The following is a 25,167-nucleotide window of genomic DNA, read 5'->3' on the forward strand; positions in this document are numbered from 1 at the left end:
ACGTTGTTAACAAATTCTGGTAAATTGCAGCTGTGACTAATTATTATACATTCGTATAAAAAATAGTCACACATTAAGAAAAATGTAATAAACGTGTGTTTCGTACGCAAGGCTTTACAATTCGTGACTTTGTTCAAAAAAAAATTGAACTTTTCAGCAAACACTTGTGCCACTGCGTATTGACCCCCAGTCGTTTTTTGTATTCTATAGAGGCTGGGCGAAAGCCTTACAAAAATATTCGCAAAAGCGAAAAAACACACACAGATAAAAATACTAGGTCCAGGGAGACTTACATGTTTAAAAATTCTAAGTTGGCTACGTCAGTCAAGTTAGCTTGCGTATTTGGTTCTGCACTCGCAGTATCAGCAAGTAACCTTGCATTGGCACAAGAGGTCACTAACGACGACGCAACTGCTGATGAAGCAGTTGAAAAAATCACGGTTACGGGTTCTCGTATACGCCGCGTTGAGCTGAGCGAGAGTGCACCTGTATTTTCATTTGGTGAACAAGATCTAGATGTGCGCGGCTTCACAAACGCTGCAGATCTTCTGAACGCATCTCCATTGTTTGGTGGCTCACTAACTCCTGCTGGCGCACAGGACGCTGAGAATGCTGGTCAAAACCAAGCAAACTTGTTTGACCTTGGAACCTCACGAACGCTTACACTAGTAAATGGTAAGCGTTTTGTAAGTTCTCAATCTGCTTCTCAGGGTGGCTCCCAGGTTGACATTAACGCTATACCAGTTGCGCTTATTGAACGTATTGAAGTGGTTCCGCTTACCGGTGCAGCAACTTACGGCGCAGACGCAATTGCAGGTACGGTTAACGTAATCTTGAAAGATGATTATGAAGGATTTGAGGTTACTGCACAGTACGATGGCAATGAAGATGGTAATGCCAGAACTTTTCAAGTTAGCGCATTAGGCGGCGGTAACTTCGACGATGGTCGCGGTAATATAACTTTCGGTATTGAGTATACACGAAACAATGGTTTGCTTCTGTGCGACCAGGATTTCTTATGCAACAACAACCCGGGCTTTGATAACGCGCAAAATGAATTTTTAGATCTTGACGGTGACGGTTTACCGGATGACTTTAATGGTGACGGAACAGTTGACGCCGAAGATACAAGGTCTGTGCAGTTAGTTTATAATGAACTTAACCTGCAATTATTCTCAGAATTCGGCTCTATTACACCTGCTGGTGGTGGATTTCTGCCTGCATTCGGTTCTGGTGCGATGCCAGATGGTAGTTTCTACGAGTTTGCTCAGAATGGTGACCTAAGACAGTGTCAACCTGGAACAAGACAAGCTCGCAGCTTGATTACACAAGGTGGTGAAGGCGTATGTGGTTTAGATTTCTTCGACAGCGTTGCGCAAATTCGCTCTCCTACCTCACGTATGAACACATACGCGTCATTCAATTATGACCTTGCAGATAATGTGAGAATTAAAAACGATTTCATGTATGCGAACACAAAAGGAAGTGAATTGGTAAACCAAGGTGGTTTCCAAACCGGTTTCTTCGGCGGGACATCTGCTGCTATTAACATGAGTATCAACAACCCATTCCTATCTGAACAGGCGCGTTCAACGATAGTAAACACCGGTTACGACGCAGACAATTTCTCTGTTCATCGTTTCAACAATGATTTAGTGAGCCTCGGTGGCAACTCAAACGAAACACACGTTTGGCGTGCAAGCAGTATGTTAGAGGGTGAATTTGAAGCTTTAGACAGGGATTTCTACTGGGATGTGTCAGTCGTACATGGTCGCTCTGATATTAATATCAGAACGACAGGTATTGTCGATGGTCGCTTCCTCAATGCGGTAGATGCACAGCGTGTCGACGACACTATGCTTGAACGAATTCGTGATGAACAGGGTTTAGACACATTAGATGATGCGTTGGCTGCTCTACAGGGAGCTCGCTCTCAGTTCACAGGCGGTTTCCAGCGTGGAGATATTATCTGTGGTGCCTATGCAGATTTAGCGGCAGGAACACTAGAAGGATTTAACTCACGTGCTTCTGGTTCGGGTCTTGTTGATGAAGACCTTCCGTTCCTCGATGGCTGTCAGCCGCTCAACCTATTCGGGTCTCAAGCATCGCCTGAGGCACTAGACTTCATCACTGGTGGTTCGCAAATGTCTCAAGCGAGCAACCTACAAACTGTTTACACTGCAAACATTGGTGGTACAGCGTTCGAACTCCCTGCTGGTCCGTTAGACTTCGTAGTTGGTGTTGAGCGTCGCATTGAGAAAGGTGATTACGAACCTGCTTTAGGTGGTCGTGTGCCAATCACCCGTTCTGCCATTGATCGCCCAGTGAGCGGTGGTTTCGATACCAACGAATATTATGTTGAAATTGTTGCTCCGGTTATCTCTGAGGATATGGATATTCCGTTTGTTAAATACTTTGAGCTGAGCGGCGCCTATCGTAATCAGGAGTTCAATACAAACGCACCACGTGGTTTTGATGACAGAACAACCGAGGAAGATGTATATCAAGCAAGTATGAAGTGGCAGGTTGTTGATGACCTATCGTTCCGCGCAACGTATGCAACAGCATTTAGAAACCCATCTATTAATGAATTGTTCCAGCCGGAGCAACAAACTTTTATATTAGGTGATGACCCGTGTGACTCTCGTTCAGTTGGGGTTGGTCCTAACCCCTCTGTGAGAAAAGCAAACTGTGAGTCAGAAGGAATTGATACCGATACATTTATATCAAATATCCAAGATGGAACAATTCCAACAGGTATTATCTCTGGAAATCCAGAGCTAGGGCCAGAGACAAACAAATCTTACTCATACGGCTTTGCATACACTCCTTCATACCTCGAAGGATTGCAGTTGAGCGTTGATTATTACAACTTAGAGATTGAAGATTTCATCGAACAAGTTGATTTTGAAACACTTGCTGCAGCTTGTTATGATTCGAATAACTTCCCGAATGAGCCTGCTTGTAACACGTTCCAACGTGGTGACGACTTCCAGGTAATTGAAGCACGTAACCAACCAGCGAACGTTGCTCTATCTACGTTTGAAGCAGTATCAATATCGTTATTCTATGCTCACGATCTAGGCGAGTACGGAAACCTTACTGTTAATTCTTCAACACAGCACAATATTACAAACGAGTTCCAGGCAACTTCTGCTGCTGAAGTAACGGAAGATGTTGGTGATTTTGCAGATCCAGATTGGATTGGTACGGTTGATATCAACTGGTTATATGAAGACTGGATTGTAAGTCATCGTATTCGTTGGCAGAACCCAGTTAAAATTGATGCGTTAGATCAGCGTCTATACGCGGATAGTTATACTGAGCTTGAAGATGGTACTTTCCAAGGTAACTTCACCAACGAGACTGATTGGCGTGCGATTCATGAGCTAAGTATCGGATATACTCTGGATTCATCGACGAATATACAGCTGAACATACTGAACCTTCTTGATCGCAAACCAGACGAAAATGGCGATATTGCATTTGCTGCAGGCCATTTTGGTATTGACGAGCGTTTAGGCCGTCGATTCAGCCTACGTGTTAACCATAAGTTTTAAGTAAAAAAGCTTAGTACTCTTCAATAAATATATTGCGGAGTATGAAAAGTAAACAAAGCCGCCCTTTTTCGAAGGGCGGCTTTTTCATTTTGATTTCCTCGTCACTTCTAACTCAAAAAACTTCGTGTTTGCGACATTTTGTCTTTTGAAGAAGCAGCTCACTTATACCAAGCGTTGAGTGAAAATGTGACGTTCGATACTGCTATGGCGGTTGATGGCAGAAATATAGTGGTCTCTGCTGAAGAGTGGAAAGCATTGAAGGACGAACAAAGAAAGCAAATCTATTTTAATCTCATGGAAAATGCGGCGAAAGGAAATGGCTTTTCTTACGGGCGGCGCTACATTACTGAAAGTGAGGCTAATACAGTACTCAACAACTTCTTTTCAGCGTTAAATAGCGAAAGGGTATTAAGCGCTATGAGTGAAATGACTGGGATGGGAGATTTGAATTATGCCAGTATGCAGGCTACGCGGTTTGTACCTGGCCAATTTCTTACTCGTCACAAAGATGTGGTGGAACAAGAAGGAAGAAAATTAGCTTACGTATTTAACTTGTCGCCAGAATGGCATCCAGACTGGGGCGGATTGCTGCAATTCTTTAATGAAGATGGTGCTACCACTGAAAGTTGGACTCCGAATTTTAATACCCTAAGCTTATTCACAGTAGAAAATATTCACAGCGTAACTTATCTCACACCGTTTGCTAAAAAACCACGATATGCTCTTACAGGCTGGTTTGGTAAACGATAACGCAACAAATCTAAAATAGAAAACGTGTGAAACTTTAAATGGGTAAGTAACAAAACCAAAGTACGAAGTTGTACGTTCCGGGGTGTCTGTTTTTTGTTCAGACAACGCCTCATTTCAATGGTGTAAACATAGTGTTGCTTGACTAACCCTCACATTCCGTGTGAGTATAATAGGTTCGTAGTGCTGGTTAGCGCCTCATGTACTACATATTTGAAACAACATTGTAAAAATTTAATACGCCCCTTGCCCGAATATTTTCCTATCGGCGAGGATTCAAATAAGAAATTTGGTTGGGAACTATGTCCAAAATGAGCAAGAGAACTCTTATTGCTTCTACTGTTATAGGTGCATTCGCACTAACAGGTAGCGCAGTCTCTGCAGATACCCTTGATGATCTTCACAGAGAAGAAGCAAAAATTCATGCGGCTGCAGCGAAATCGCAAGAAAAAATCAACACGTTGTTTGAACAATCTCAAGAACTACTTGTTGAGTATCGTCAAACAGTAGACCAGACAGAAAACCTCAAAATCTACAATGATTATCTAGCTAGCCTTGTTGCTGACCAGCAGCGCGGTATCAATTCATTGCAACGTCAAATTGACAGCATTGAAGAAACAAAGCAGGGCATCGTTCCGCTTATGTTCCGCATGATTGATAGCCTAGAGAAGTTTATCAAACTAGATCGTCCTATTCACTTAGACGAGCGTCTTCAGCGCGTTGAGCGTCTTCGCGACCTAATGGCTAACTCTAACGTTACTGTATCAGAGCAGTTCCGCCAGGTACTTGAAGCGTACCTTGTAGAAGTTGAATACGGTACTAAAATCAATTCATACCAAGGTACAATCGATGATGCAGGTACAGAAGTAACTGTTGATTTCTTTAACCTTGGTCGTGCAGCACTGCTTGCGCTTTCTCTTGATCAAACTCACGCGTGGGTTTGGAACAACGAGAGCCGTGCATGGGAAAAACTTGGTGATGAATATCTTTCATCAGTTGTTGATGCAGTTAAGATGGCTAATGGCGTCGTTCCTGCAGATCTCATCAAACTACCAATTAGTGCAGCGGAGTAATAGTTAATGAAACCAGTATTCAAATCTCTTTTAGCCGCTGTGACAGTTGCAGTTGCGGCAACCGGAGCACAGGCTCAGGAAGCAAAGAGCCTTAAGGATCTGCTTGACCAGGTTCAGCAAAACCGTGTTTCTGAAGCGCGCTTAGACAAGCAACGTGAGGCTGAGTTTCAGTCTGCTCGTGCTGACAAGCAAGCGCTTCTAAGAAAAGCACAAAACGAACTCAAAGCAGAAGAAAATCGTGGCGATCGTCTACAACAGCAATTTTCTGACAACGAAGTAACGTTGAATGAAAAAGCGGCTGAACTAGACCAGGCTACAGGTACTCTTGGTGAAATGTTTGGTGTTGTACGTCAAGCGTCATCAGAAGCATTTGGTCGTATTTCTACGTCAATTGTAAGTGCTCAATACGCAGGTCGTGGTGAGTTTCTTGCAGCAATGTCAGAAGATTCTAAAGGTCTTCCGAACATTCAAGAACTAGAAGACCTATGGTTTGCACTTCAGAAAGAAATGACTGAAGGCGGTGAAGTTGTTAAGTTTACTACTGAAGTTGTAAACCTAGACGGCGGTTCATCTCAACAAGAAATTGTACGTGTAGGTACGTTTAACCTTGTTGGTGCAGACGGTTACCTTGCATACGACGCAGAAGCAGAAGTTGTACAGCCTCTTGGCCGTCAGCCAGATGGTCACTTTGTATCTTCAGCAAATGACTTAGTATCTGCTACTTCTGGCCTAGTTCCTTTTTATGCTGACCCTTCTCAAGGTGCGATCCTTGGTCTGTTAAAGCAGAAAGCAACTATGTCTGAGCGCTATCACGCTGGTGGACCGGTAGGTTACACAATAACAGTGATGCTAGTTATCGGTTTGCTTATCGGCGTTTACAAGCTAGTTACGCTTACTGTTGTTGGCGGCAAAATGCGCTCACAGCTTAAAAACGTAAACAACCCGTCTGAAGGCAACCCTCTTGGTCGTATTCTTAAAGTATACGGTGAGAACAAAAATGCCGACGCAGAAAACTTAGAACTTAAACTTGATGAAGCTATCCTTCGTGAACTTCCACGTATCGAAAGCGGCATCAACGTAATTAAGATTTTTGCAGCGATTGCACCTCTACTAGGTCTACTTGGTACAGTACTTGGTATGATTGAGACATTCCAAACTATCACATTGTTCGGTACTGGTGACCCACGCATGATGGCAGGAAGTATCTCAATGGCTCTTGTAACTACAGCTCAGGGTATCATAGCGGCACTACCGCTAATCCTTACTCACAGCATCGTAGCTTCTCGCAGCAAGTCAATCATCCATATTCTTGATGAGCAAACTGCGGGTATCGTAGCTGCTCACTCAGAGTCGGAGAAGGCGTAATATGAATTACCTGATTGGATTATTTGAATCGGTCAGGGACTTTATCGCTACCGGCGGTGACGTGCTTTACTTCGTCGCTGCCGCGCTCTTTCTCATGTGGGTTTTAATGATTGAGCGTTATTGGTATTTAACCTCTGTTTTTCCAAAGGTGAAGAAAAACATCATCGCTAATTGGGATGCACGAGCAGATACTACTTCATGGTATGCGCATAGAATCCGTGACGCGTGGATTTCTCAAGCGTCAGACGACTTAACCGCAAGAATGCTAATCATAAGAACGATTATTGCAATGTGTCCTTTAATAGGGCTACTTGGAACAGTAACCGGGATGATCAGCGTTTTCGAGACAATGGCCACACAAGGAACCAGTAATGCACGTCTTATGGCATCTGGTATCTCTATGGCTACAATCCCGACAATGGCGGGAATGGTAGCGGCGCTATCTGGGCTGTTTATCAGTTCACGTCTTGAAGCGAAAGTGAAGCTGGCAAGAGAAGGGCTAGTTGATAGCCTGCCACATCATTAGAGAGAGAGATTATGCCTCGAAAAGTCAGAACCGAGGAAGAAGATGCACAGATTGACATGACTCCCATGTTGGATATTGTCTTTATCATGCTTATCTTCTTCATCGTTACCACTGTTTTCGTTAAAGAAGCAGGGATTGAAGTTAACAAGCCAGACGCGAGTCAGGCGGTTCTTCACAAAAACGCAAACATCTTTATCGCCGTAACGGAAGATGGGAATGTTTGGTTAGATAAACGTGAAGTAGCGCCAGATAGCGTAAGAGCGAATATAGAAAGACTGCTTACCGAGCAGCCAACTGACTATGTAATCATTCAAGCTGATGTTAAAGCGAAGCATGGTTTAGTAGTTGAAATCATGGATCAGGTTAAAGCCGCTGGCGTTGACCGAGTCTCGGTAGCGGCAAGGGGATAAGATGTTACGTATAATTGTATCTATATTATTAGGTGCTGGTGTTGCATTTGCCCTATTCGTTCTAATGGCCAAGCTGATTGAAAACTCATCTAGGCCAGCAGACGAAGTGCCGCCTGCACCCGTAATCGATATTGTGATGCAGGAACCAGACGACCAGACGCAAACGCGTCAACGTGTTCCGCCTCCACCGCCGCCTCCGCCTCCACAACCTCCTAAAATGGAGCAAGTAGAGCCAGAAGCTGCGGAGCCAGATGCTGATGGGTTTAGCCTAGCTATTCCTGCAATCGACACTGGCGGCGTGGGTGTAAACATTGGTGGTGTTGGTGCTATGCAGCGTGACGGTGAAGCAACGCCTATCGTTCGTATCGATCCTAAGTATCCACCGCAAGCAGCCAGAGATGGCCGTGAAGGTTGGGTTAGGTTATCTTTCACTATCAACGAAGTTGGTGGTGTAGACGATATCGAAGTTATCGAAGCTGAACCTAAGCGTATATTCGACCGCGAGGCACGTCGTGCGCTTCGCAAGTGGAAATACAAGCCTAAAATTGTTGATGGCAAGGCTGTTAAGCAAACCGGCATGTTTGTACAGCTAGACTTCAAACTGGAGCAATGATTATGATGAAACGTTCATTCAAAATGTCAGCCGTTGCTTTAGTGCTAGGTGCAGGGGCGATGTTTACATCGTCTGCTGCCTTAGCGCAGTCATCTGCTGTAGTTTGTCCTGGATATGAAAAGGGCAAAACAACACTGGTTGGCGAGCGTACTGGTAAGAAAGTTCAGAAAGCCTTTGAGTTTTACAATGAAGACCAAGTCGATGAAGCATTGAATATCCTTTACGATATCGACCCGTCGGATGACTTTGACAAGTCTTACGTAAAGCGCTTCATCGGAAATCTGCTTGCTGCGCAAGAAGGAAAAGGTGCCAAGGCTTATGGATATCTTGCAGATTCTGTTCAACCGAAGGTACTTAATGACCTAGAGCATTCTCAAACACTTAAATTGTTAGGTGACTTGAGTATGCAGGAAGAAAAGTTTACTGACGCGGTTAAGTGGTACAACTCGTGGATGGATTTCACGTGTAAAGAAGATGCTGATGTGTATACGCGTTTAACTCAGGCTTATTATGAATCTAAGCAATTAGATAAAATGATTGAGCCAGCGGATAAAGCGATTGCGTTATACGAAGAGCCAAACAAAAACCCGTATGTACTTAAGCTTACTTCGTACTACGAGCGCAAGATGTTTCCTGAGACAGTTGCTGTAGCAGAAGAGTTAGTGCGTAACTTCCCTGAAGAGCCACGTTGGTGGAGTCAGTTGGGTTTCTTTTATCTTTCAGTGGAAGATTATAAGAAAGCACTCTCTACATTTGAACTAGCGCACATGCAAGGCTATCTAGAAAAAGAAAGTGAAGTTAAAGCACTTTCTCAGCTTTACCAAACTAATGGCATGCCGTATCGCGGTGCCAAGGTAATGGAAAAGTTCATGAAGTCTGGTTTGCTAGAAGAAGATGAGAAGTTGCTAGCAAGTCTTGCTAACGCTTATCATTCTGCGAAAGAGTTCAAAACTGCGGCGTCACTTTATGGCAAAGCGGCTAAAATGAGTTCTGATCCTGACCTTTATAAGAAGCAAGGTACATTGTTACTTGTTGCTGAAGATTATAAGGGTGCTATCTCTGCGCTAGAAAATGCGTTGGAGAGAGGTATTGAGAAGCCGGCTAAAGTTCACTTTACGCTTATGGAAGCGAACTTCTATGCAGGTAACTACAGAGAAGCCTTCAGACACATCCAAGAAGCTAAGAAAGATCGCTCACTACGCCGTAACGCATCAGCGTGGGAACCTTACATCAAGGAAAAAGCGAAGAACCGTGGTATCAACATTTAATTGTTAATACGAACGCTTAGTAAGAAAGCCTCCTCACGGAGGCTTTTTTGTTTCTGAGCATTTTATAGATGAACTAATCTGCCATATCCAGCTTGATGATAAAGCGGCTAATAATTTCTTTTAACGCAGCAGTTGTTCCTTTTTTCCCTTTTGTTTTTAGCATGTCAGAGAGTGAATTATAGTTAGGGCGGGGTTGTCGTAGAAGTCTGATCAATTCACTGCGTCTTTCATTAGTCTGGTTATCGAACAACTCACTTAATACATCAAATAAAGGGGCGGTGTGATTGCTAGACGGATGTGGACTGTTGCAGAGGGCAATTGCATTTATCTCTCCCCAGATGTTATCTAGGCTTCGATAACCCGCTATAAAATGACGAAGTTTAGTCACACAAAGTAATTGCAGAGAAGCAGAGAGAGAATCATAGGTGGTTTGCTTTTTCTTAGCGTCGTATATGCTGGCCACTTCTGATGAAAGTGTTCGTGCTCGCTCTGAAAGAGGCGCAATTCGCAATACGCTTGTTTCACCACTTGCTTTGTTGGCTTTCTCACCTTTATGTACGCAGACAAATTTATTCTGTTGCCAAAATCTATCTAGTTTATCCTCTGAACCGTACGACGTACTTAAGCTATCAATGCCGGCTTCGTAAGCCGCTTTTTCTAAGGTCGATATAATAAAGGTACCAAAACCTTTTCCCTGAAGTTCTGGACTTACAGCAATACGGTTAATACGCCAATACTTCAACGTGGCCAGTGCAGGATTTGCACTCATGAGCGTCAATTGCTGTGCGCCTAAATGTCCCTTAGGTCGACGTTCACCCGTCGCTATGTTCTTAGCAATGTCTCGCAGTTTCTCACCACCTTCCTCGTTAACAACCGCTGCACCAATTACTTTGCCACCTTGATACAGTAAAAACAAAATCAGGTCTGGGCTATCTAAGAGACGCATTAAGTCATCAGGCGTGGTTTGGTAATGGGCAAGTGTTAATAGCTTCATCACGTCCTCCAGCGCTCTCTCACTGAGCCGTTCAAATCTTGTTTTGTTCAACGAGATGTCACTAAACGAGTTAGTCGGGGCTAATGGCGCTTCGACTGTTTTGTATCCGGCTTTTTCATCGCCTTCAAAAACCAACTTTGAATCTTCACGATCTGTATCAAATAAACACGCTTTATTGACAAAGCGTTCAATGGGGTCATGGGTGAACCAGCGAAGTGGTGTGTGTAACTCAATAATGTTGACAGATTTACGTTCACTCTTACGCAAGTGAAAGTTTAATTTCGGAATGAGTTTATGGATAAAGCCGCTGCCGCTACCTTCGTAACCTTGTAATGTAGTGCTAAGCAGCCATTGCTTATGGTTTTTGATTATATTAAGCACTACGGGTATAGGTAATGACGCAGCCTCATCAATGAAAACGGCATCACAATGGCCGTTAAAGAGCATTGGATTATCAGGTGCAACCCATTCAACGGTTCCCTCGCCAACGCGCCGTTTTTTCTCCGACGTTTTATCCAAAACGTTATTCGAATTTTTATCCGAAGAAGAAAAAGGCTCAACATGCGGATGTTTGCTATCGTCAGTAGAAGTTTTATTCTGTTCGTGCATTCGGTCAATCTGGCGGAATACAGAGTGCACGTTTTCAAACAGTGTACTTGTTAGCAAAATATGTTGGCCTTCATTTAACAAGTGCCATATGAATATTCCGAGTAGGCTTGATTTGCCGCGCCCTCGTGGGGCTGCTACGAGAGTATGCATATTATCCTCTTCAAACTGTTCACTCAGCGCATCAAATGCGGCTCTTTGGTCTTGAGAGCTAAATAAAGAGGGTATTAAGTGTTGGCTATCCTGATCAGCATCCGAATAATCCATATTCTGCTTTGTGTCCAGATACCCACTATCTTGATTCGGTAGGCGGGTACCTTCAAGGGTGTGAATCGCGGTGTGCTTGTCATCTAAAAGTAATGTTATAAATCGTTTTAAATAAGCACTGTCATTACTTTCGTAGCCGTATGAAATGAAGGAGGCATGGTGTTGCTGTGGCCACTTATCAAAAGAAGGGCAGGTAACAATGAGGCAACCGCCATGCGTAATTGTGCCAGCCAGCGCCAAAAAGTTGCCTGGGCTAAAAGACTCATGGCAATGAAAAATGGCCATATCACGTTCAGAGCCCAACAGTACTTTTCTGTTTTTACCTTTTAATTGGCTCTCGTTAAACGCTTCTGCACGGCACTGGCCTGGTAAATCAGCGAGCAATACATCAATAGTATTCTCAATAAACTCAACATCACCAGATATAACAAGGAGTCGGCGATGAATCTGTGGCCGCTCTGCATTGTGTTGTGCATAGGGTTCTGCATTAAATTCTGCACTATATTCTACATCGCTTTTTTGCTTTGCAGCCTGCGAGTAGTAGGGAGCGAGTAGCCAATCACGTAATTGTTGTAGCGCCATGTAGAGTTTTTTTCTGTATAATTGAAGGCATATAGTAGCGATTTATATTAAGGAATTCGAATGCGCTTTCTTTCTCGGCGTTTAGTGATGCCAAACGACCTCAATTACGCCAACTCATTGTTTGGCGGTAGAGCATTAGAATGGATCGATGAAGAGGCCGCCATATGGGCTATTTGTCAGTTAGAAACCAATTGTTTGGTCACCAAGCATATAGGCGAAATTAGTTTTGAATCACCCGCTTTACAGGGCGATATCGTTGAGTTTGGTCTTGAGACCAAGGCAGTAGGGCGCACGTCTATTACGGTGAGCTGCTTAGTGCGTAACAAGGCCACTAAAAAGACGATTTGTTTTGCAGACGATATTGTGTTCGTTAAGGTGGACCCAGAGACGAGACAGCCGGCCTCTCACGGAAAGACATTAGAAGGGTTAATTGCACAAACTGATGATGAAGTGCGCAAGCTCAATCTTAATATAGAAAATAGCTAAGTCGAGTTTAGTTCGTTACGCTAAATTTGTAACGGCCTAAATTTGTAACGGCCTAGATTTGTAATAACCTAGATTAAATATGAACTTAGCTTAACGAGCGCTGCGCTTGACGGCGTGTTTCGAAGTGGTAGACTCCACGGCGTTCGTTAAGTTAATGACTCGTGCTCGTTTAACTCAAACAGCTTGCACGTTACTGATGAGTCACTTGCGAATTATACCAAGGGGTGTCCGTTTTTCGGTCTGAGATCCACACTAGTGGGAACCCTTAAACCTGATCCGGATAATACCGGCGTAGGAATGGTTTACAACATAGCCTGATCACCTGCCGCTAACCCCGGATCTTTTTTCTTATTAAGAGAACAAGAGATCCCATGTACAAACAACTTTTCACACTCTCTCTATTGGCAACCTCAATAAGTGCGATTGCACAATCTGAGGCCTCTGATAACGTTCAAAAAAGCACTGACACCATTGACGATATTGAAAAAGTAGTAGTGACGGGCAATTTTCGTCAAACTACCCTAGATCAACTTAGCGCCAGTGCGACCATACTGAATCAAGATCGCTTGCGCAGCAGACAGCCTTCTCATGTTGACAGTATTCTCAATAGTATTCCTAATGTAAATTTTGCGGCAGGTGCCTCTCGCGGCCGCTTTATACAAATTCGTGGTATTGGTGAGCGCAGCCAGTTTGCTGAGCCGATTAATCCGTCTGTCAGTTTTATCGTTGACGAGTTTGATTTTTCTGGTCTCGCTGCGTCGGGCATTATATTTGATACTAAGCAGCTTGAAGTTTATCGCGGTCCCCAGGCAACGCTATATGGCACGGGAGCACTAGCCGGCGCCGTCAAACTTTCAAGCAATGAAACGGGAAGCGAAGCGCCTGACTATGTTGAAGCGCGAATTGGCAATAAAGATAGCTATCGCGTTGAAGCTGCAACCGGCGATGACATTAACACTAATTGGGGCTATCGCGTAGCGCTGGTTCACAATCGAAGCGATGGTTTTGTCGAGAATACGTTTTTAAATAGAGACGATACGAATAATATTGATGAGACTGCGCTTCGTTTCGCTATAGATGGAAATGTTGCTGACAACAGCACATTGGCATTGGCTTACCGTTGGTATGATATTGATAACGGCTACGACGCATTCTCTTTAGACAATGACAACAGAACACTGTCTGACGAGCCGGGTTTTGACGAGCACCAAACTCATGCAGTAAGTGCCCGCTCTACCACTACCACTGGCGCAGGCGACCTTATCTTAATTGCGACACATGCTTCTCATAACATCGCCTATGGCTATGACGAAGATTGGACGTTCACTGGTTTCCACCCTTTCGGCTATACATCGTTTGACGCTTATTATCGCGATGTAGAAACACAGACAGGTGAAATCCGCTTCGTTTCCTCTCGCGATGCTGCGTTGTTCAATGGGTTGACAGATTGGACGGTAGGGGCTTTCTATAAACAAACTGAGGAAAACTTGCTACGCCAATATACGTATTTAGACGGCGATTACGCCAGTGAGTTTGCCCCTACAACAACCGCGCTTTATTTAGAAACCGAAACCCGCTTAAGAGACGATTTAACACTGGTAGCCGGTATTCGCGCAGAAAACTATGATTTCGATTTTGCGGATAATCGTGGCCTAACCCGTGATAACGATACCAATATGCTGGGCGGCAAAGTGGCATTGCAATACACACTGGGCAAGCACTTTTACTATGCCAGTATTTCACGTGGCTATAAAGGACCTGGCTTTAACCCTGATAACCGAGTTAACGACGATCAGCGTTTCTTCGATGAAGAATACAACGTCAATTATGAACTAGGATTTAAAGGGCCGCTTTTAACCCCAGACTTAACGGCGCGCGCTGCTGTTTTCTACATGGACAGGACAGACACGCAAGTTAGCGACTTTGATGTGATTACTCGCGAAGACGGCACGGCCGGATTTATCGATATTATTGATAATGCCGATCTTGGTACCAACAAAGGGGCTGAGCTTGAGTTGTCATGGTTGGTTTCTGATGCTTGGCAGCTAAGTGCGAGTGCAGGATATTTGTCCGCCACATTTGAAGGTTATACGTTAGCCGATGGCACGCAAGTTAATGAGCAGCGTCAGGCTCAGGCACCGAAGTGGACAGGTAACCTATACAGTGAATATGCGTTAACCGACAATGTAACGTGGCGAGTAGACATAGATTATAAAGACGAATATCGCTTTTCAGACGGACACAATGTGACGTCGCCATCTACCACGCTGGTGAACTCAGAGCTGGTCGTAAACCATGGCAACTGGCAAACCTCTGTGTGGATCCAAAATGCGTTCGACAGAGAGTATTACACACGGGGCTTTGGCGGCTTTAGCAATGATCCAAGAGACGAATATGCGTTTGAAGAGCCCTATTACCAGCTTGGTAATGGCCGTCAATTTGGTGTAACGGCTAAGTATGAGTTTTAAGGGAGTATGAATATGCAAGTGATGGTTGAATTGTCGTTATATCCGTTGGTGAATGAGTATATTCCTCCTATCCAAAATTTTATTGATAGGCTTAATAGCTATACTGAGTTAAGCATTAACACCTGTTCCACCAGTACTCAGGTCACTGGTGATTACACAAAGGTGATGGAAATTTTAGGAAAAGAAATGCAACGGACACACGAGGAAGTAGGGCAGGCAATCTTCGTCGCCAAATTTCTTAATTTTGATGCAATGCAATCAAGAAAGTCGTCTTAGTGGACGGCTTTCTTTCTGATTTTATTGCCCAAATAGCGGGCACCTCTCCATTGGAGTGGGTGGCCGTTGTTCTCGCACTAGGGTATGTGCTCCTTGCCGCAAAGCAAAACAGTTGGTGCTGGGCGTGTGCATTTGTGAGCACTGGCATTTACACCTGGTTATTCTGGCAAGTCACGCTTCCCTTTCAAGCTGCCTTGAACCTGTTTTACATGGCAATGGCCGGCTATGGATACTATCAATGGTCGAAGGGCAGCACAGCAGACGGGCAGGTTAAGCCTGTGCGGTCATGGGCTCTTTGGGTTCATTGTTTAATCGTGCCTGCTATGCTGGTGATTGCGTGGGCGTTAGCTCAAGTTGCGGGCTCACAGTTCATTAGCGATTACTTACTATTAGATGCCAGTATTAATTTACTCAGTGTTGTTACTACCTTTATGGTTGCCCACAAAGTCTTACAAAATTGGGTGTATTGGTTTTTTATCAACTTGGCGTCGGCCTATTTATATCTTCAGGTAGGGTATGCGTTATCTGCATGTCTTTTCCTAGGGTATGTGGGATTTTCTATATTTGGTTACTATCAATGGTTCTCCCAATGGAAAGCGCAAGATGACAGACAATCAACTGCTACAGCTGTTACATAAACCTCTAGGGCTGTCTGCTGAGGCAAGTTTGTATCGCTGTCCTGCCGGGGCGGTTAACCATGTGTATCATTTGCGGGATGCTAACCTTAGCGCGGCGGTAAAATGGCTTGGTGACGATAACTTTAGTGGCGTGAAGCGACGTGAGCAATTTGTACTGCAGCAATCCTTGTCGCGTTTAGGCGCTGCGCCAGCGCCCATTTGGTTAAGTGCTGATGAAAAAATTTGGGTAGAGCAGTGGATTGATTGTGACGCCAATGAGATAAAACAGGGCAACAGTGCTCAAGAGAGCTCTGTGCAGAAAAACCATAAGCAGGCAGATAGTCAACCAGAGGCGTTAACACCTCAGCAGATGGCACAGGTGTTAGCACAGCTTCATGCATTACCTGTTAGCGGTCACCCTCTGAATTTGTATGGACGTTGGCAGCATTATCTTGAAGTGGCCAACATAACGCCGACAAGTGCATTATTCGATAAAGTATGTGAGCTAAAACACCACGTTATTAACAGCGAAAGAGCGTTCTGTGGCGACTCTGATGCCGAAAACAGAAGCAATGATAGTGTGACCGAGAGCGACATCGTTATTTGCCACAACGATTTATTGAGAGCTCACGTATTAAAAGCGACAGCCTCGCCCCCTCTACTGATTGACTGGGAATACGCAGCTATTGGCAATCGTTATTTCGATGTAGCGTCGTGTTGTTTAATCAATGGGTTTACAGAAGCCGAAAGCGTTCAGCTAGTTAATACCTACGCCGATGAAATGGGTATTTGCCCACAAAGAGCATCGTCACAGCATAAGTTGTTCAGTGACATCGTGCATGTAACCAACGTGTTATGGCGCGCAGCAATGGATGCGACAGCGAATAATGAGACACTTTTGAATGAAAATTCAACGCATTGAGTGTAAATTAAGCATGCGAGCAGGGCAGGTAACAAAAAGGCTTTACCTTTTAATTGTCATACGTATAATGCACAGCGCGCTAGGGGTGTAGTTCGAATTGGTAGAACAGCGGTCTCCAAAACCGATGGTTGGGGGTTCGAGTCCCTCCACCCCTGCCACTTTTCCTCTTGATTTATTCCAATGTTATCTCTCCAAGCAATAGTGTAACCGCCAATCTATTTCTATATTTTCTTTTTATTCCTATTATTCTGTACCATTTTTTGAACCTGCTTTTTAGTACACTTGCTTTGAACTGTAATTGTGAATAGTCATTCAATATTTTACGTCATTGCAGTACACTAACCGCACGTGGCTATTTCGCTAATACTGCTTTAAGCATTACACTAATTTTTCGGTACTTTTATGCTCATTACGCCTTATCAACACGCTGTTTTGCAAGAGATGGGTATTCCCGTTTGGATAAGCAAAGAAGCATATTTTGCTGCAGAAAGTGGTGAAGTTGGCAGTGCGGCGAGTAAACATTCTGCTAAATTGCACTCCACAGAAATTGCTCAACGAAATGTATCTTCCTCTGTTTCTAGCAAGCCTATTTCACAGCAAGAAAAGCAGTCGAGGCTTGATCAGCTAAGAGCCCATGTTGGTGGAGCGTCCGCTCATAAAGAAAATACAGCCGCTAAAGAAAGCATACCCACAAAAGAAAGCTCAGCCACTAGTAAGCCACAACCCACTCAAAGCGATACTAGCTCTCAGTCTCAACCACTGGGTATACCGCTAAGTGCAAGTCAGAAAGTAGCAAGTGCAGCGTGGCTTTCTGATCTTACATTAGCTTGCGTACAGCTAGGCCTCTCTTCGAGCCAGGTAAATGTATTTATTGGAACAACACTCAGTATTCATAAAAACGCTATAGTTGTACCTGCACCGCCAGAGCAGCTCAATACGCAACAAAAACGCGCGTTATGGAGCGCATTAATCTCAGCAAGCCAGAAAAGCGGGTAGGCGCGGGTGCTTAAATTACGAATAGTAAACTCGAATACGCCATTAGACACTCTTAGCGAGGCCCATCGCATCCACGAGTCTGTGCAGGTGGAACCATGGTCTTTTGCTACTTTTGAAGATTGCCTTACAGCACCTTATTACGGCGTATTCGCTTACCTCAACGAAGAGGTTGTGGGGTTCGCCATTGTGCTTGAAGTGCTGTCAGAAGCTACGTTAATGGATATTGCTGTAGACAAAAAAGCAAGAGGTAAAGGACTTGGTAAAGCGCTGCTTAACTTTGTACTAGAGCAATCTAAACGTCGCAGCATGGATGAGATGTGGCTTGACGTGAGAGAAAGTAATGAAGTTGCTATTTCACTTTATAAACGGCTGGGATTTTCCTATATAGATACACGGAAAAATTACTATCCCACAGAAATAGGCAGAGAGAATGCCTTAGTAATGAAGTGGTGTAGTGCTAAGCAGTAGAGTGTGTCATTTCTTCTGTATTTAAATAATACGTAATGTCGATAGCAAATAAGTTCCATTATAGCGATTAAGCCCAAAGGTGGCTTGGCCTATTTGACTGTAACTAAAAGTTGACCATTTGGTCATATTTCGTTTTTCATTTTTCCTTGCTTCATTTCAATTAGCCAAGCTTTACCTTATAGTCGCGCCCATTATAGATAATACCAATACGTCGCAACAGCGCAAATGAAGTCAATTGGATCTAATGACCATGCAACACACCTCCACAATAGATAAAACCCAGTCTAAAGGCATTAAAATGCTTTTAGTTGCCGTGCTGTGCTTGGGGTTTAACTGGCCTGGAATGAAAGTAGGGTTAGAGATAGTTTCTCCGCTTTGGATGGTGAGTTTACGTTTTTTACTCAGTTTGCCTGTATTGGCTCTTTTTGTAATTTTAACCAAAAAGCGTTTTCCAATACTTAATCGCAAAGATAGATCAGTGATTCTTGTCGTTGCACTTTTTCAATTTATTTTATCAATGGGCTTAATAACGGTCTCCCTGCAGTTTATCCCTGCAGGAACGGCAAGTATTCTCATCTATACTACGCCACTATGGATGTTGCTAATTGATACCTTATGGTACAAGCAGCGAGCAGCTGCAAAGCGACTCATATTGACCGCGGTTTCTACTGTTGGCTGCGCCATGATCTTGTTTGCTTCTGGCGAACCTGGAGCGCGCATACCTTTGTTGGGAATGTTAGTTGCCTCTGCTCTTTGGGCAGTGGCAATCCGCAGAGTGTCATTTCACAAGTGGCAGGGCAGTGTCATTGAGGCTGTTTTTTGGCAGTTTGCTATTGCAGGATTCGCCATGGTTGGATTGGCGTTGGCTTTTGAGCCCATTCCTGATTTTGCCTCATACACATGGGCAGATTGGCTATTGCTAACATACATTGGCCCGGTGGCTACGGGTCTAGGGTTCGGCTTAATGGTCGCTGCTGGGCCCAAACTTGCTCCAGAAAAAATAGTGCTTATTTCTACGCTTACGCCGATAGTTGGCTATGTAAGTTCAGTGGTGATTTTACAGGAAGCGCTATTGCCAATGGTGGTTGCTGGTGCGGTATTAATGATTTCTGCACTGATTATGAATGGGTTATCACCGCAAATGCTAAAAAAAGTGTTCAAGTTACCTTAGGGCACTATGTCATTTGTAACATTGATCATGCCGTTACATGCACTGTTATTAAAAAATAATTTTGCTCCTCGTTAGCTTTCCTCTGCACGAATTATACGATTACGGCCTTTATTCTTTGCTGTGTAAAGCGCTTTATCTGCACGTCTAAATGCGTCTACCACGTCGATAGGCCCAGTACACATGGTCCAGCCTATACTGGAAGCCACTTTTCTATCTTCTATCTCAGTGATAGATAGCTCATTGATGCTGTTGTGAATACTGTGCAGGGTCATATAGAACCTATTGTCATTCATATCCCTTGCTATGATTGCAAACTCTTCGCCACCAAATCGACCAGCTAGCAGGCTATCGCTGTTAAAGGCTGCCAGTACATTTGCAGCTTTTTTCAGAACAATATCACCCACTTCATGGCCATAAGTGTCATTTATATTTTTAAAGTGATCGAGGTCGATGAGCGCTATCGCAATAACTTTTTCATCGCCCGTAGCCTCTGCAAAGCTAGCGTCCACAAATAAGTCTACACTCCTTCTATTTGGGAGATTAGTCAGCGTATCTTTAGATGCTAATTCAGCAAGCATCGTATTGGAGCGCTCAAGCTCTTTGGTTCTCTCTTTAACTAGCGACTCGAGTATGGAAGTTTGTTCACTTCTCATTTGTGCCACTTCTTTTTCTGCATCTCTTTCTTTTTGTAATAATTTTACTAAATAATTCGAGGTGATCACTATCATAAACACGCAGGTCAGTAAGATCCCAGCCATGAAAGTCGCGACAGGGTCCCAGGTTGAGAGTGTATTATTGAGCGCGATAATTACCAAAAACAAAGAACTTACTGCTATGGGTAACATGGCGATTGCAAAGCGTTTTGCTATGTCTGACCCTCGCTTATGCTCCACTATAATTACCACAACAGAAATTATTAGGTAGGGGAAGAACAGTAAAACGGGAAGCCGCAACGCTAAATCTAATCCTAAGGTTTGCCATACAGCGATCCCAATAAGCGGCAGTAAATAGCAAAACCACTTGATAAATTTTTCACCGTAAATTTGTCGGCCTGGTCTTTTTAATACCGTTACTATCACCCCGAAGGCAGAAAGTAGCAGTGCGTAAATACTGACTGCGTAGCTGATGTCATTAAGTTCAGGGGTTTGAGGCCATAGTATTTCAAACGCGTAACCGAACACTCTGAAAAACCAAAAGGTGGTTGCAAAGATAAAAACCGCGAAGCTTAAAAACGCAATTTTGCGCGTGGCAAAAAAGACCAAAAATGACAGGGCAGTCAATATGGCCATGGCACCGAAAAATGCCATGTCTCGCTGTAGGGTATCGACATAGTCATTAATCACTTTCTCTGGTGTGGCAAGAGAGAAGTTGTAGCGAAGAATTTCACCCCGCATATGGCCGGTAAACGTCACGCTGTCATTAGCGGGTAATATAGATGGGAAGTGATAATTCGGTAGGTTAATCTCTCTTGTAGAAAAGGGGAGTGCATCACCGGTTTTCCACACACGGTTCCCGTCTGAAACCTGTAAATACTTAATAGCAGGGAACGTTACGTTAAACCACACTGGCGTTGGACTGCTGTGATTGCTTGCCACTTCTACTCTAAAGTGCAGATATTGATTAGGCTTTCTTTCTAAGCTATGGGGGTCATCAACCCAATTTTCATGACCACTTAATTCCGCGGTATTAGAGATGGCGAACTCTGCATGTTCAGTAAGCGTTAATTCTTCGTTGATATCAGTGAAAAGAACATAACCGTTTACCGAAAAAACAAACATGCTGTATAGAACTAATGTTAAAAACAGTTTCAACTTCACCATCGAAAACATCCTTATATCTATTAATAGTAGCTATACCGCCTATCGCAGTCCAATTCAAAATGACCCTGGGTTTGCCAATATGTTAACTCTTAATTCCTTCTTACCTGCACTTGTGTGATGGAGCAGAAATTTCCAAGTCTAACAATAATTTCTAATGGTATCAGAAAATAGCATTGTGCAGTCTATGAAAATTGAAGGCATCAAATCTCAAACAATATCGCCCTTCCATGATGATGTCCGATGTAGAATAGATTCTGCTAACATTTCTTGAAACAGGGCTCTACTGTTACCGACGGTAAGATGCTAAAATCACCTGCAATTAATACACCACCCGAATTTTGCTTTTCCATTGCATTTGCTAAATGGAAATTCAATGGATTGTGGTTCAAATGTCGGAGTCGAGTTGACTAATCAACACGGCGTCCAAACGCACAGAAAAAAGATTATTATTAATGTCAGATCTAAAGCTTCTTGAAGAAATAGGAAAGCGACGCACGTTCGCGATCATTTCACACCCTGATGCGGGTAAAACCACCATCACTGAAAAAGTATTGTTGTTCGGCAGTGCTCTTCAAACCGCAGGTACGGTTAAAGGGAAAAAGTCAGGCCAGCATGCCAAATCAGATTGGATGGAAATGGAAAAAGAACGTGGTATCTCTGTGACGACCTCGGTTATGCAATTTCCTTACAACGATCATTTAGTGAACCTACTCGATACCCCGGGGCACGAAGATTTCTCCGAAGATACTTATCGTACGCTTACCGCCGTTGACTCCTGCTTAATGGTTATTGATGCCGCGAAAGGGGTAGAAGATAGAACCCGTAAGTTGATGGAAGTTACTCGACTGCGCGACACGCCAATCGTTACCTTCATGAACAAGCTGGACCGTGATATACGCGACCCGTTAGAGCTTCTCGATGAAGTTGAAACCGAGCTAGATATACTGTGCGCCCCCATTACATGGCCCATTGGCAGCGGAAAGCGATTTAAAGGTATTTATCATCTTTATCGCGACGAAACCGTGTTGTACCAAAGTGGTCAGGGTCACACCATTCAGGAAGTACGCACTATTAAAGGCTTGAATAACCCTGAGCTTGATGATGCAGTCAGTAGTGAGTTAGCAGATACACTGCGCGATGAACTTGAATTAGTGCGCGGTGCGTCAAACGACTTCGACAAAGAGTTGTTCTTAGAGGGGCAATTAACCCCCGTATTTTTTGGCACTGCACTAGGTAACTTTGGTGTTGACCACATGCTCGATGGCTTAGTTGAGTGGGCCCCTGAGCCTCTAGGTCGTGAGACAGAGTCAGGGAAAGTTGACAGCAAAGACGCCAAGTTCAGTGGATTTGTATTTAAAATACAAGCTAACATGGACCCGAAACACCGTGACCGCATTGCGTTTTGCCGAATTGTGTCGGGTAAGTACGAAAAAGGCATGAAAATGCGCAACAGCCGGTTAGGCAAAGATGTTCGTATTTCTGATGCGCTTACGTTTTTAGCCGGCGACCGCTCTTTACTTGAAGAGGCCTATGCGGGTGACATTATTGGTTTACACAACCACGGTACTATCCGTATTGGCGATACCTTTACATCCGGTGATAACTATCGATTTAGCGGTATTCCTAATTTCGCTCCTGAACTATTTAAACGCATTCGCTTAAAAGATCCCCTCAAGCAAAAGCAACTGTTGAAAGGCCTTATACAGCTTTCAGAAGAAGGCGCGGTTCAGGTGTTTCGTCCGCTCGCGAATAACGACCTAATTGTTGGCGCCGTTGGTGTGCTTCAGTTTGATGTGGTGGTTGCTCGTCTTAAAGCCGAGTACAACGTTGAAGCCTTGTATGAGCACATCAATGTAAGCACAGCGCGCTGGGTTTACTCTGATAACGAGAAAAAACTCGATGAGTTTCGTCGAAAGGGTGAGCAAAACCTTGCACTAGATGGCGGGGATAACCTCACTTACATTGCACCGACTATGGTGAACCTTCAGTTAGCGCAAGAGCGCTACCCAGACATTCAGTTTACGAACACCCGCGAAAATTAAGAACACACTATGAATATACATGCTCTATTAGTTAACCGATTCAGCGAAGCACTTCAAAAAATGGGCGTTGAAAACGCGCCTATTCCCGTTTCTCGCAGTGCTCGTCCAGAATTTGGTGAGTATCAGTTTAACGGCGCTATGGCGCTGGCTAAGCAATTGCGCAAAAAACCTCGCGATATTGCAGATAACATCGTCGAAATAGTTGAACTTGACGACGTATCTTCAAAATTAGAAGTAGCCGGCCCGGGGTTTATCAACATTCACTTGAGTGACGAATGGCTTGCTAGCCAATGTGAAATTTCACTTGCTGATCCTCGCCTTGGCATCGCTGAGTCGGATGAACAAAATATCGTCGTTGACTACTCTTCACCAAACTTAGCCAAAGAAATGCACGTGGGGCATTTGCGAACCACTATTATTGGTGACGCGGTAGTGAAAGTGCTTGAGTTTTTAGGGCATAAGGTTATTCGCCAAAACCACATGGGTGACTGGGGTACGCAGTTTGGCATGCTGTTGGCACACCTGTCTGACAAGCTTCAAGAAGAAGTGGCTGAAACCGCGCTGTCTGACCTAGAAGACTTTTATCGCGAAGCCAAAGTTCGTTTTGATGACGAAGAGGGGTTTGCCGACCGTGCTAGAGAGTACGTAGTGAAACTTCAAGGCGGCGACGAGAAATGTTTAGCGCTTTGGGAGAAGTTTATCGATGTATCGATTACTCACTCAGAAGAAGTGTACAAAAAGCTTAATGTCAGTCTAACCCGCAACGATATTATGGGTGAATCGGCGTACAACAGCGATCTGGCCAATGTCATTGCCGACCTTAAATCAAAAGGGATTGCGGTTGAAGATCAAGGTGCTCAGGTGGTGTTTATTCCTGAACTTGCCGACAAAGAAGGTAATCCTGCTGTTTATATCGTTCAAAAATCTGGCGGCGGATACCTGTATGCCACTACCGACCTTGCAGCAATGCGCTATCGCAGCGGTAAGTTAAATGCCGACCGCACACTGATACTTACCGATGCCCGTCAGGCGTTGCATTTTAAGCAAACTGAAATTGTAGGCCGCAAAGCGGGCTTTATGCTTGAAACACAAACCTATGAGCACTGTCCGTTTGGTATGATGTTAGGCAGCGATGGCAAGCCCTTTAAAACGCGTACGGGTGGAACGGTTAAGTTGGTAGAACTGCTTGACGAAGCTATTGAGCGCGCAGGTAAACTGATTGCAGAACGTGACAACGATTTAAGCGAAGACGAACTGAATGAAGTTGCTTACAAAGTAGGTATTGGTGCGGTGAAGTATGCCGACCTATCTAAGAACCGTACCACTGACTATATGTTTAACTGGGACTCCATGTTGAGTTTTGAAGGCAACACAGCGCCTTACCTACAGTATGCTTATACTCGAGTGAAAAGTTTATTTAGAAAGGCTGGGGTAGACATGGCGTCTATGCCGGTTGATATCTCATTGGTGGAAAAACAGGAGCATGCGCTAGCTGTACTTCTTTTACAATTTGAAGAAGTTATCAGCATGGTGTCTCGTGAGGCCACGCCGCATATTCTTTGTACCTACCTGTACGATGTGGCATCGGCATTTATGACGTTTTATGAGGCGTGCCCAATGCTTAAAGACGGCATAGAGCCAACAACTCGCGACAGTCGATTGGCATTGTCAGCTTTAGTTGCCAATACGTTGGAAAAAGGTTTGACCCTTCTTGGTATTGAAACACTAGAAAAAATGTAATCTACGTCATACATTGCACAGTACAAAGCATAAGTATGAAAAAGAAGGCTGACAGTAATGTCAGCCTTTTCTTTTTTGTAAGTCAGGTCAACACGATTTCTTCTTTATGGGTGAAAGCTTAGTTTAAAAAGCTTATATCGAAGAAGCTAT

Annotated in this window: 20 protein-coding genes, 1 tRNA gene and 1 riboswitch; of the genes, 19 read left to right on the forward strand and 2 right to left on the reverse strand. The window is 44.0% G+C overall.

The genetic code is table 11. The features are described 5' to 3' along the window. The first annotated feature begins 293 nt into the window (after positions 1 to 293). The 8 genes from GTQ48_RS04325 (at position 294) to GTQ48_RS04360 (ending at position 9,562) form a co-directional block, all read left to right on the forward strand. The gene (locus GTQ48_RS04325; RefSeq protein WP_163105326.1) at positions 294 to 3,560 is read left to right on the forward strand and encodes a TonB-dependent receptor domain-containing protein; all 3,267 of its coding nucleotides are present in this window, start codon (positions 294 to 296) and stop codon (positions 3,558 to 3,560) included. A 138-nt stretch (positions 3,561 to 3,698) separates the two neighbouring features. Beyond that, positions 3,699 to 4,310, forward strand: a complete 612-nt coding sequence (locus tag GTQ48_RS04330) for a 2OG-Fe(II) oxygenase (RefSeq protein WP_163105327.1) — start codon at positions 3,699 to 3,701, stop codon at positions 4,308 to 4,310. A 308-nt stretch (positions 4,311 to 4,618) separates the two neighbouring features. Beyond that, complete coding sequence (locus GTQ48_RS04335; RefSeq protein WP_163105328.1) at positions 4,619 to 5,380, forward strand: DUF3450 domain-containing protein; 762 nt, start codon at positions 4,619 to 4,621, stop codon at positions 5,378 to 5,380. A 6-nt stretch (positions 5,381 to 5,386) separates the two neighbouring features. Beyond that, entirely contained in the window at positions 5,387 to 6,745 is a 1,359-nt protein-coding gene (locus GTQ48_RS04340; RefSeq protein WP_163105329.1) for a MotA/TolQ/ExbB proton channel family protein, read from the forward strand. Position 6,746: 1 nt separating this feature from the next. Beyond that, the gene (locus tag GTQ48_RS04345) at positions 6,747 to 7,271 is read left to right on the forward strand and encodes a MotA/TolQ/ExbB proton channel family protein (RefSeq protein WP_032094464.1); all 525 of its coding nucleotides are present in this window, start codon (positions 6,747 to 6,749) and stop codon (positions 7,269 to 7,271) included. Between the two features lie 11 nt (positions 7,272 to 7,282). Further along, complete coding sequence (locus GTQ48_RS04350) at positions 7,283 to 7,681, forward strand: ExbD/TolR family protein (RefSeq protein ID WP_163105330.1); 399 nt, start codon at positions 7,283 to 7,285, stop codon at positions 7,679 to 7,681. 1 nt (position 7,682) lies between these two features. After that, entirely contained in the window at positions 7,683 to 8,294 is a 612-nt protein-coding gene (locus tag GTQ48_RS04355; RefSeq protein WP_163105331.1) for an energy transducer TonB, read from the forward strand. Between the two features lie 2 nt (positions 8,295 to 8,296). Then, positions 8,297 to 9,562 carry a tetratricopeptide repeat protein gene (locus GTQ48_RS04360; protein WP_081926564.1) on the forward strand — a complete coding sequence of 422 codons (1,266 nt, stop codon included), beginning with the start codon at positions 8,297 to 8,299 and terminating at the stop codon, positions 9,560 to 9,562. Positions 9,563 to 9,635: 73 nt separating this feature from the next. Here GTQ48_RS04360 and GTQ48_RS04365 read toward each other — a convergent pair whose 3' ends face one another. Then, positions 9,636 to 12,011 (reverse strand): GNAT family N-acetyltransferase, encoded by a 2,376-nt coding sequence (locus tag GTQ48_RS04365; protein ID WP_163105332.1) that lies wholly within the window; start codon positions 12,009 to 12,011, stop codon positions 9,636 to 9,638. 60 nt (positions 12,012 to 12,071) lie between these two features. Between GTQ48_RS04365 and GTQ48_RS04370 the strand changes: the two genes are divergently transcribed. The 9 genes from GTQ48_RS04370 (at position 12,072) to GTQ48_RS04410 (ending at position 19,415) form a co-directional block, all read left to right on the forward strand. Beyond that, complete coding sequence (locus tag GTQ48_RS04370) at positions 12,072 to 12,497, forward strand: acyl-CoA thioesterase (RefSeq protein WP_032094467.1); 426 nt, start codon at positions 12,072 to 12,074, stop codon at positions 12,495 to 12,497. Between the two features lie 210 nt (positions 12,498 to 12,707). Beyond that, a riboswitch (TPP riboswitch) is annotated at positions 12,708 to 12,812 on the forward strand. A 56-nt stretch (positions 12,813 to 12,868) separates the two neighbouring features. After that, positions 12,869 to 14,965, forward strand: coding sequence for a TonB-dependent receptor (locus tag GTQ48_RS04375; protein ID WP_163105333.1), 2,097 nt, complete (start codon positions 12,869 to 12,871; stop codon positions 14,963 to 14,965). Positions 14,966 to 14,977: 12 nt separating this feature from the next. Further along, entirely contained in the window at positions 14,978 to 15,241 is a 264-nt protein-coding gene (locus GTQ48_RS04380) for a hypothetical protein (protein WP_032094469.1), read from the forward strand. Beyond that, the gene (gene pnuC / locus GTQ48_RS04385) at positions 15,241 to 15,879 is read left to right on the forward strand and encodes a nicotinamide riboside transporter PnuC (RefSeq protein ID WP_163105334.1); all 639 of its coding nucleotides are present in this window, start codon (positions 15,241 to 15,243) and stop codon (positions 15,877 to 15,879) included. Before GTQ48_RS04380 ends, pnuC begins: the two co-directional genes overlap by 1 nt. Next, positions 15,845 to 16,780 (forward strand): phosphotransferase, encoded by a 936-nt coding sequence (locus tag GTQ48_RS04390; RefSeq protein ID WP_163105335.1) that lies wholly within the window; start codon positions 15,845 to 15,847, stop codon positions 16,778 to 16,780. Before pnuC ends, GTQ48_RS04390 begins: the two co-directional genes overlap by 35 nt. Positions 16,781 to 16,861: 81 nt before the next feature. Further along, a tRNA-Trp gene (locus GTQ48_RS04395) sits at positions 16,862 to 16,938 on the forward strand. Positions 16,939 to 17,182: 244 nt separating this feature from the next. Next, positions 17,183 to 17,776 (forward strand): alanine acetyltransferase, encoded by a 594-nt coding sequence (locus GTQ48_RS04400; RefSeq protein WP_163105336.1) that lies wholly within the window; start codon positions 17,183 to 17,185, stop codon positions 17,774 to 17,776. A 6-nt stretch (positions 17,777 to 17,782) separates the two neighbouring features. Further along, positions 17,783 to 18,244, forward strand: coding sequence for a ribosomal protein S18-alanine N-acetyltransferase (gene rimI / locus GTQ48_RS04405; RefSeq protein WP_338023278.1), 462 nt, complete (start codon positions 17,783 to 17,785; stop codon positions 18,242 to 18,244). Between the two features lie 250 nt (positions 18,245 to 18,494). After that, positions 18,495 to 19,415 carry a DMT family transporter gene (locus GTQ48_RS04410; RefSeq protein ID WP_163105337.1) on the forward strand — a complete coding sequence of 307 codons (921 nt, stop codon included), beginning with the start codon at positions 18,495 to 18,497 and terminating at the stop codon, positions 19,413 to 19,415. A gap of 71 nt (positions 19,416 to 19,486) precedes the next feature. On the opposite strand, the gene GTQ48_RS04415 is transcribed toward GTQ48_RS04410, so the two are convergent. Beyond that, positions 19,487 to 21,235: a diguanylate cyclase gene (locus tag GTQ48_RS04415; RefSeq protein ID WP_163105338.1), complete on the reverse strand. Its 1,749-nt coding sequence runs from the start codon at positions 21,233 to 21,235 to the stop codon at positions 19,487 to 19,489. A 452-nt stretch (positions 21,236 to 21,687) separates the two neighbouring features. Between GTQ48_RS04415 and prfC the strand changes: the two genes are divergently transcribed. Together prfC and argS are read left to right on the forward strand one after the other, a co-directional pair. Next, entirely contained in the window at positions 21,688 to 23,277 is a 1,590-nt protein-coding gene (gene prfC, locus GTQ48_RS04420; protein WP_163105339.1) for a peptide chain release factor 3, read from the forward strand. 9 nt (positions 23,278 to 23,286) lie between these two features. Next, entirely contained in the window at positions 23,287 to 25,017 is a 1,731-nt protein-coding gene (gene argS / locus GTQ48_RS04425) for an arginine--tRNA ligase (protein WP_163105340.1), read from the forward strand. Positions 25,018 to 25,167: the final 150 nt, after the last annotated feature.

Origin of the sequence: Alteromonas genovensis (assembly GCF_010500895.1) — a bacterium.
GTDB lineage: Bacteria > Pseudomonadota > Gammaproteobacteria > Enterobacterales > Alteromonadaceae > Alteromonas > Alteromonas genovensis.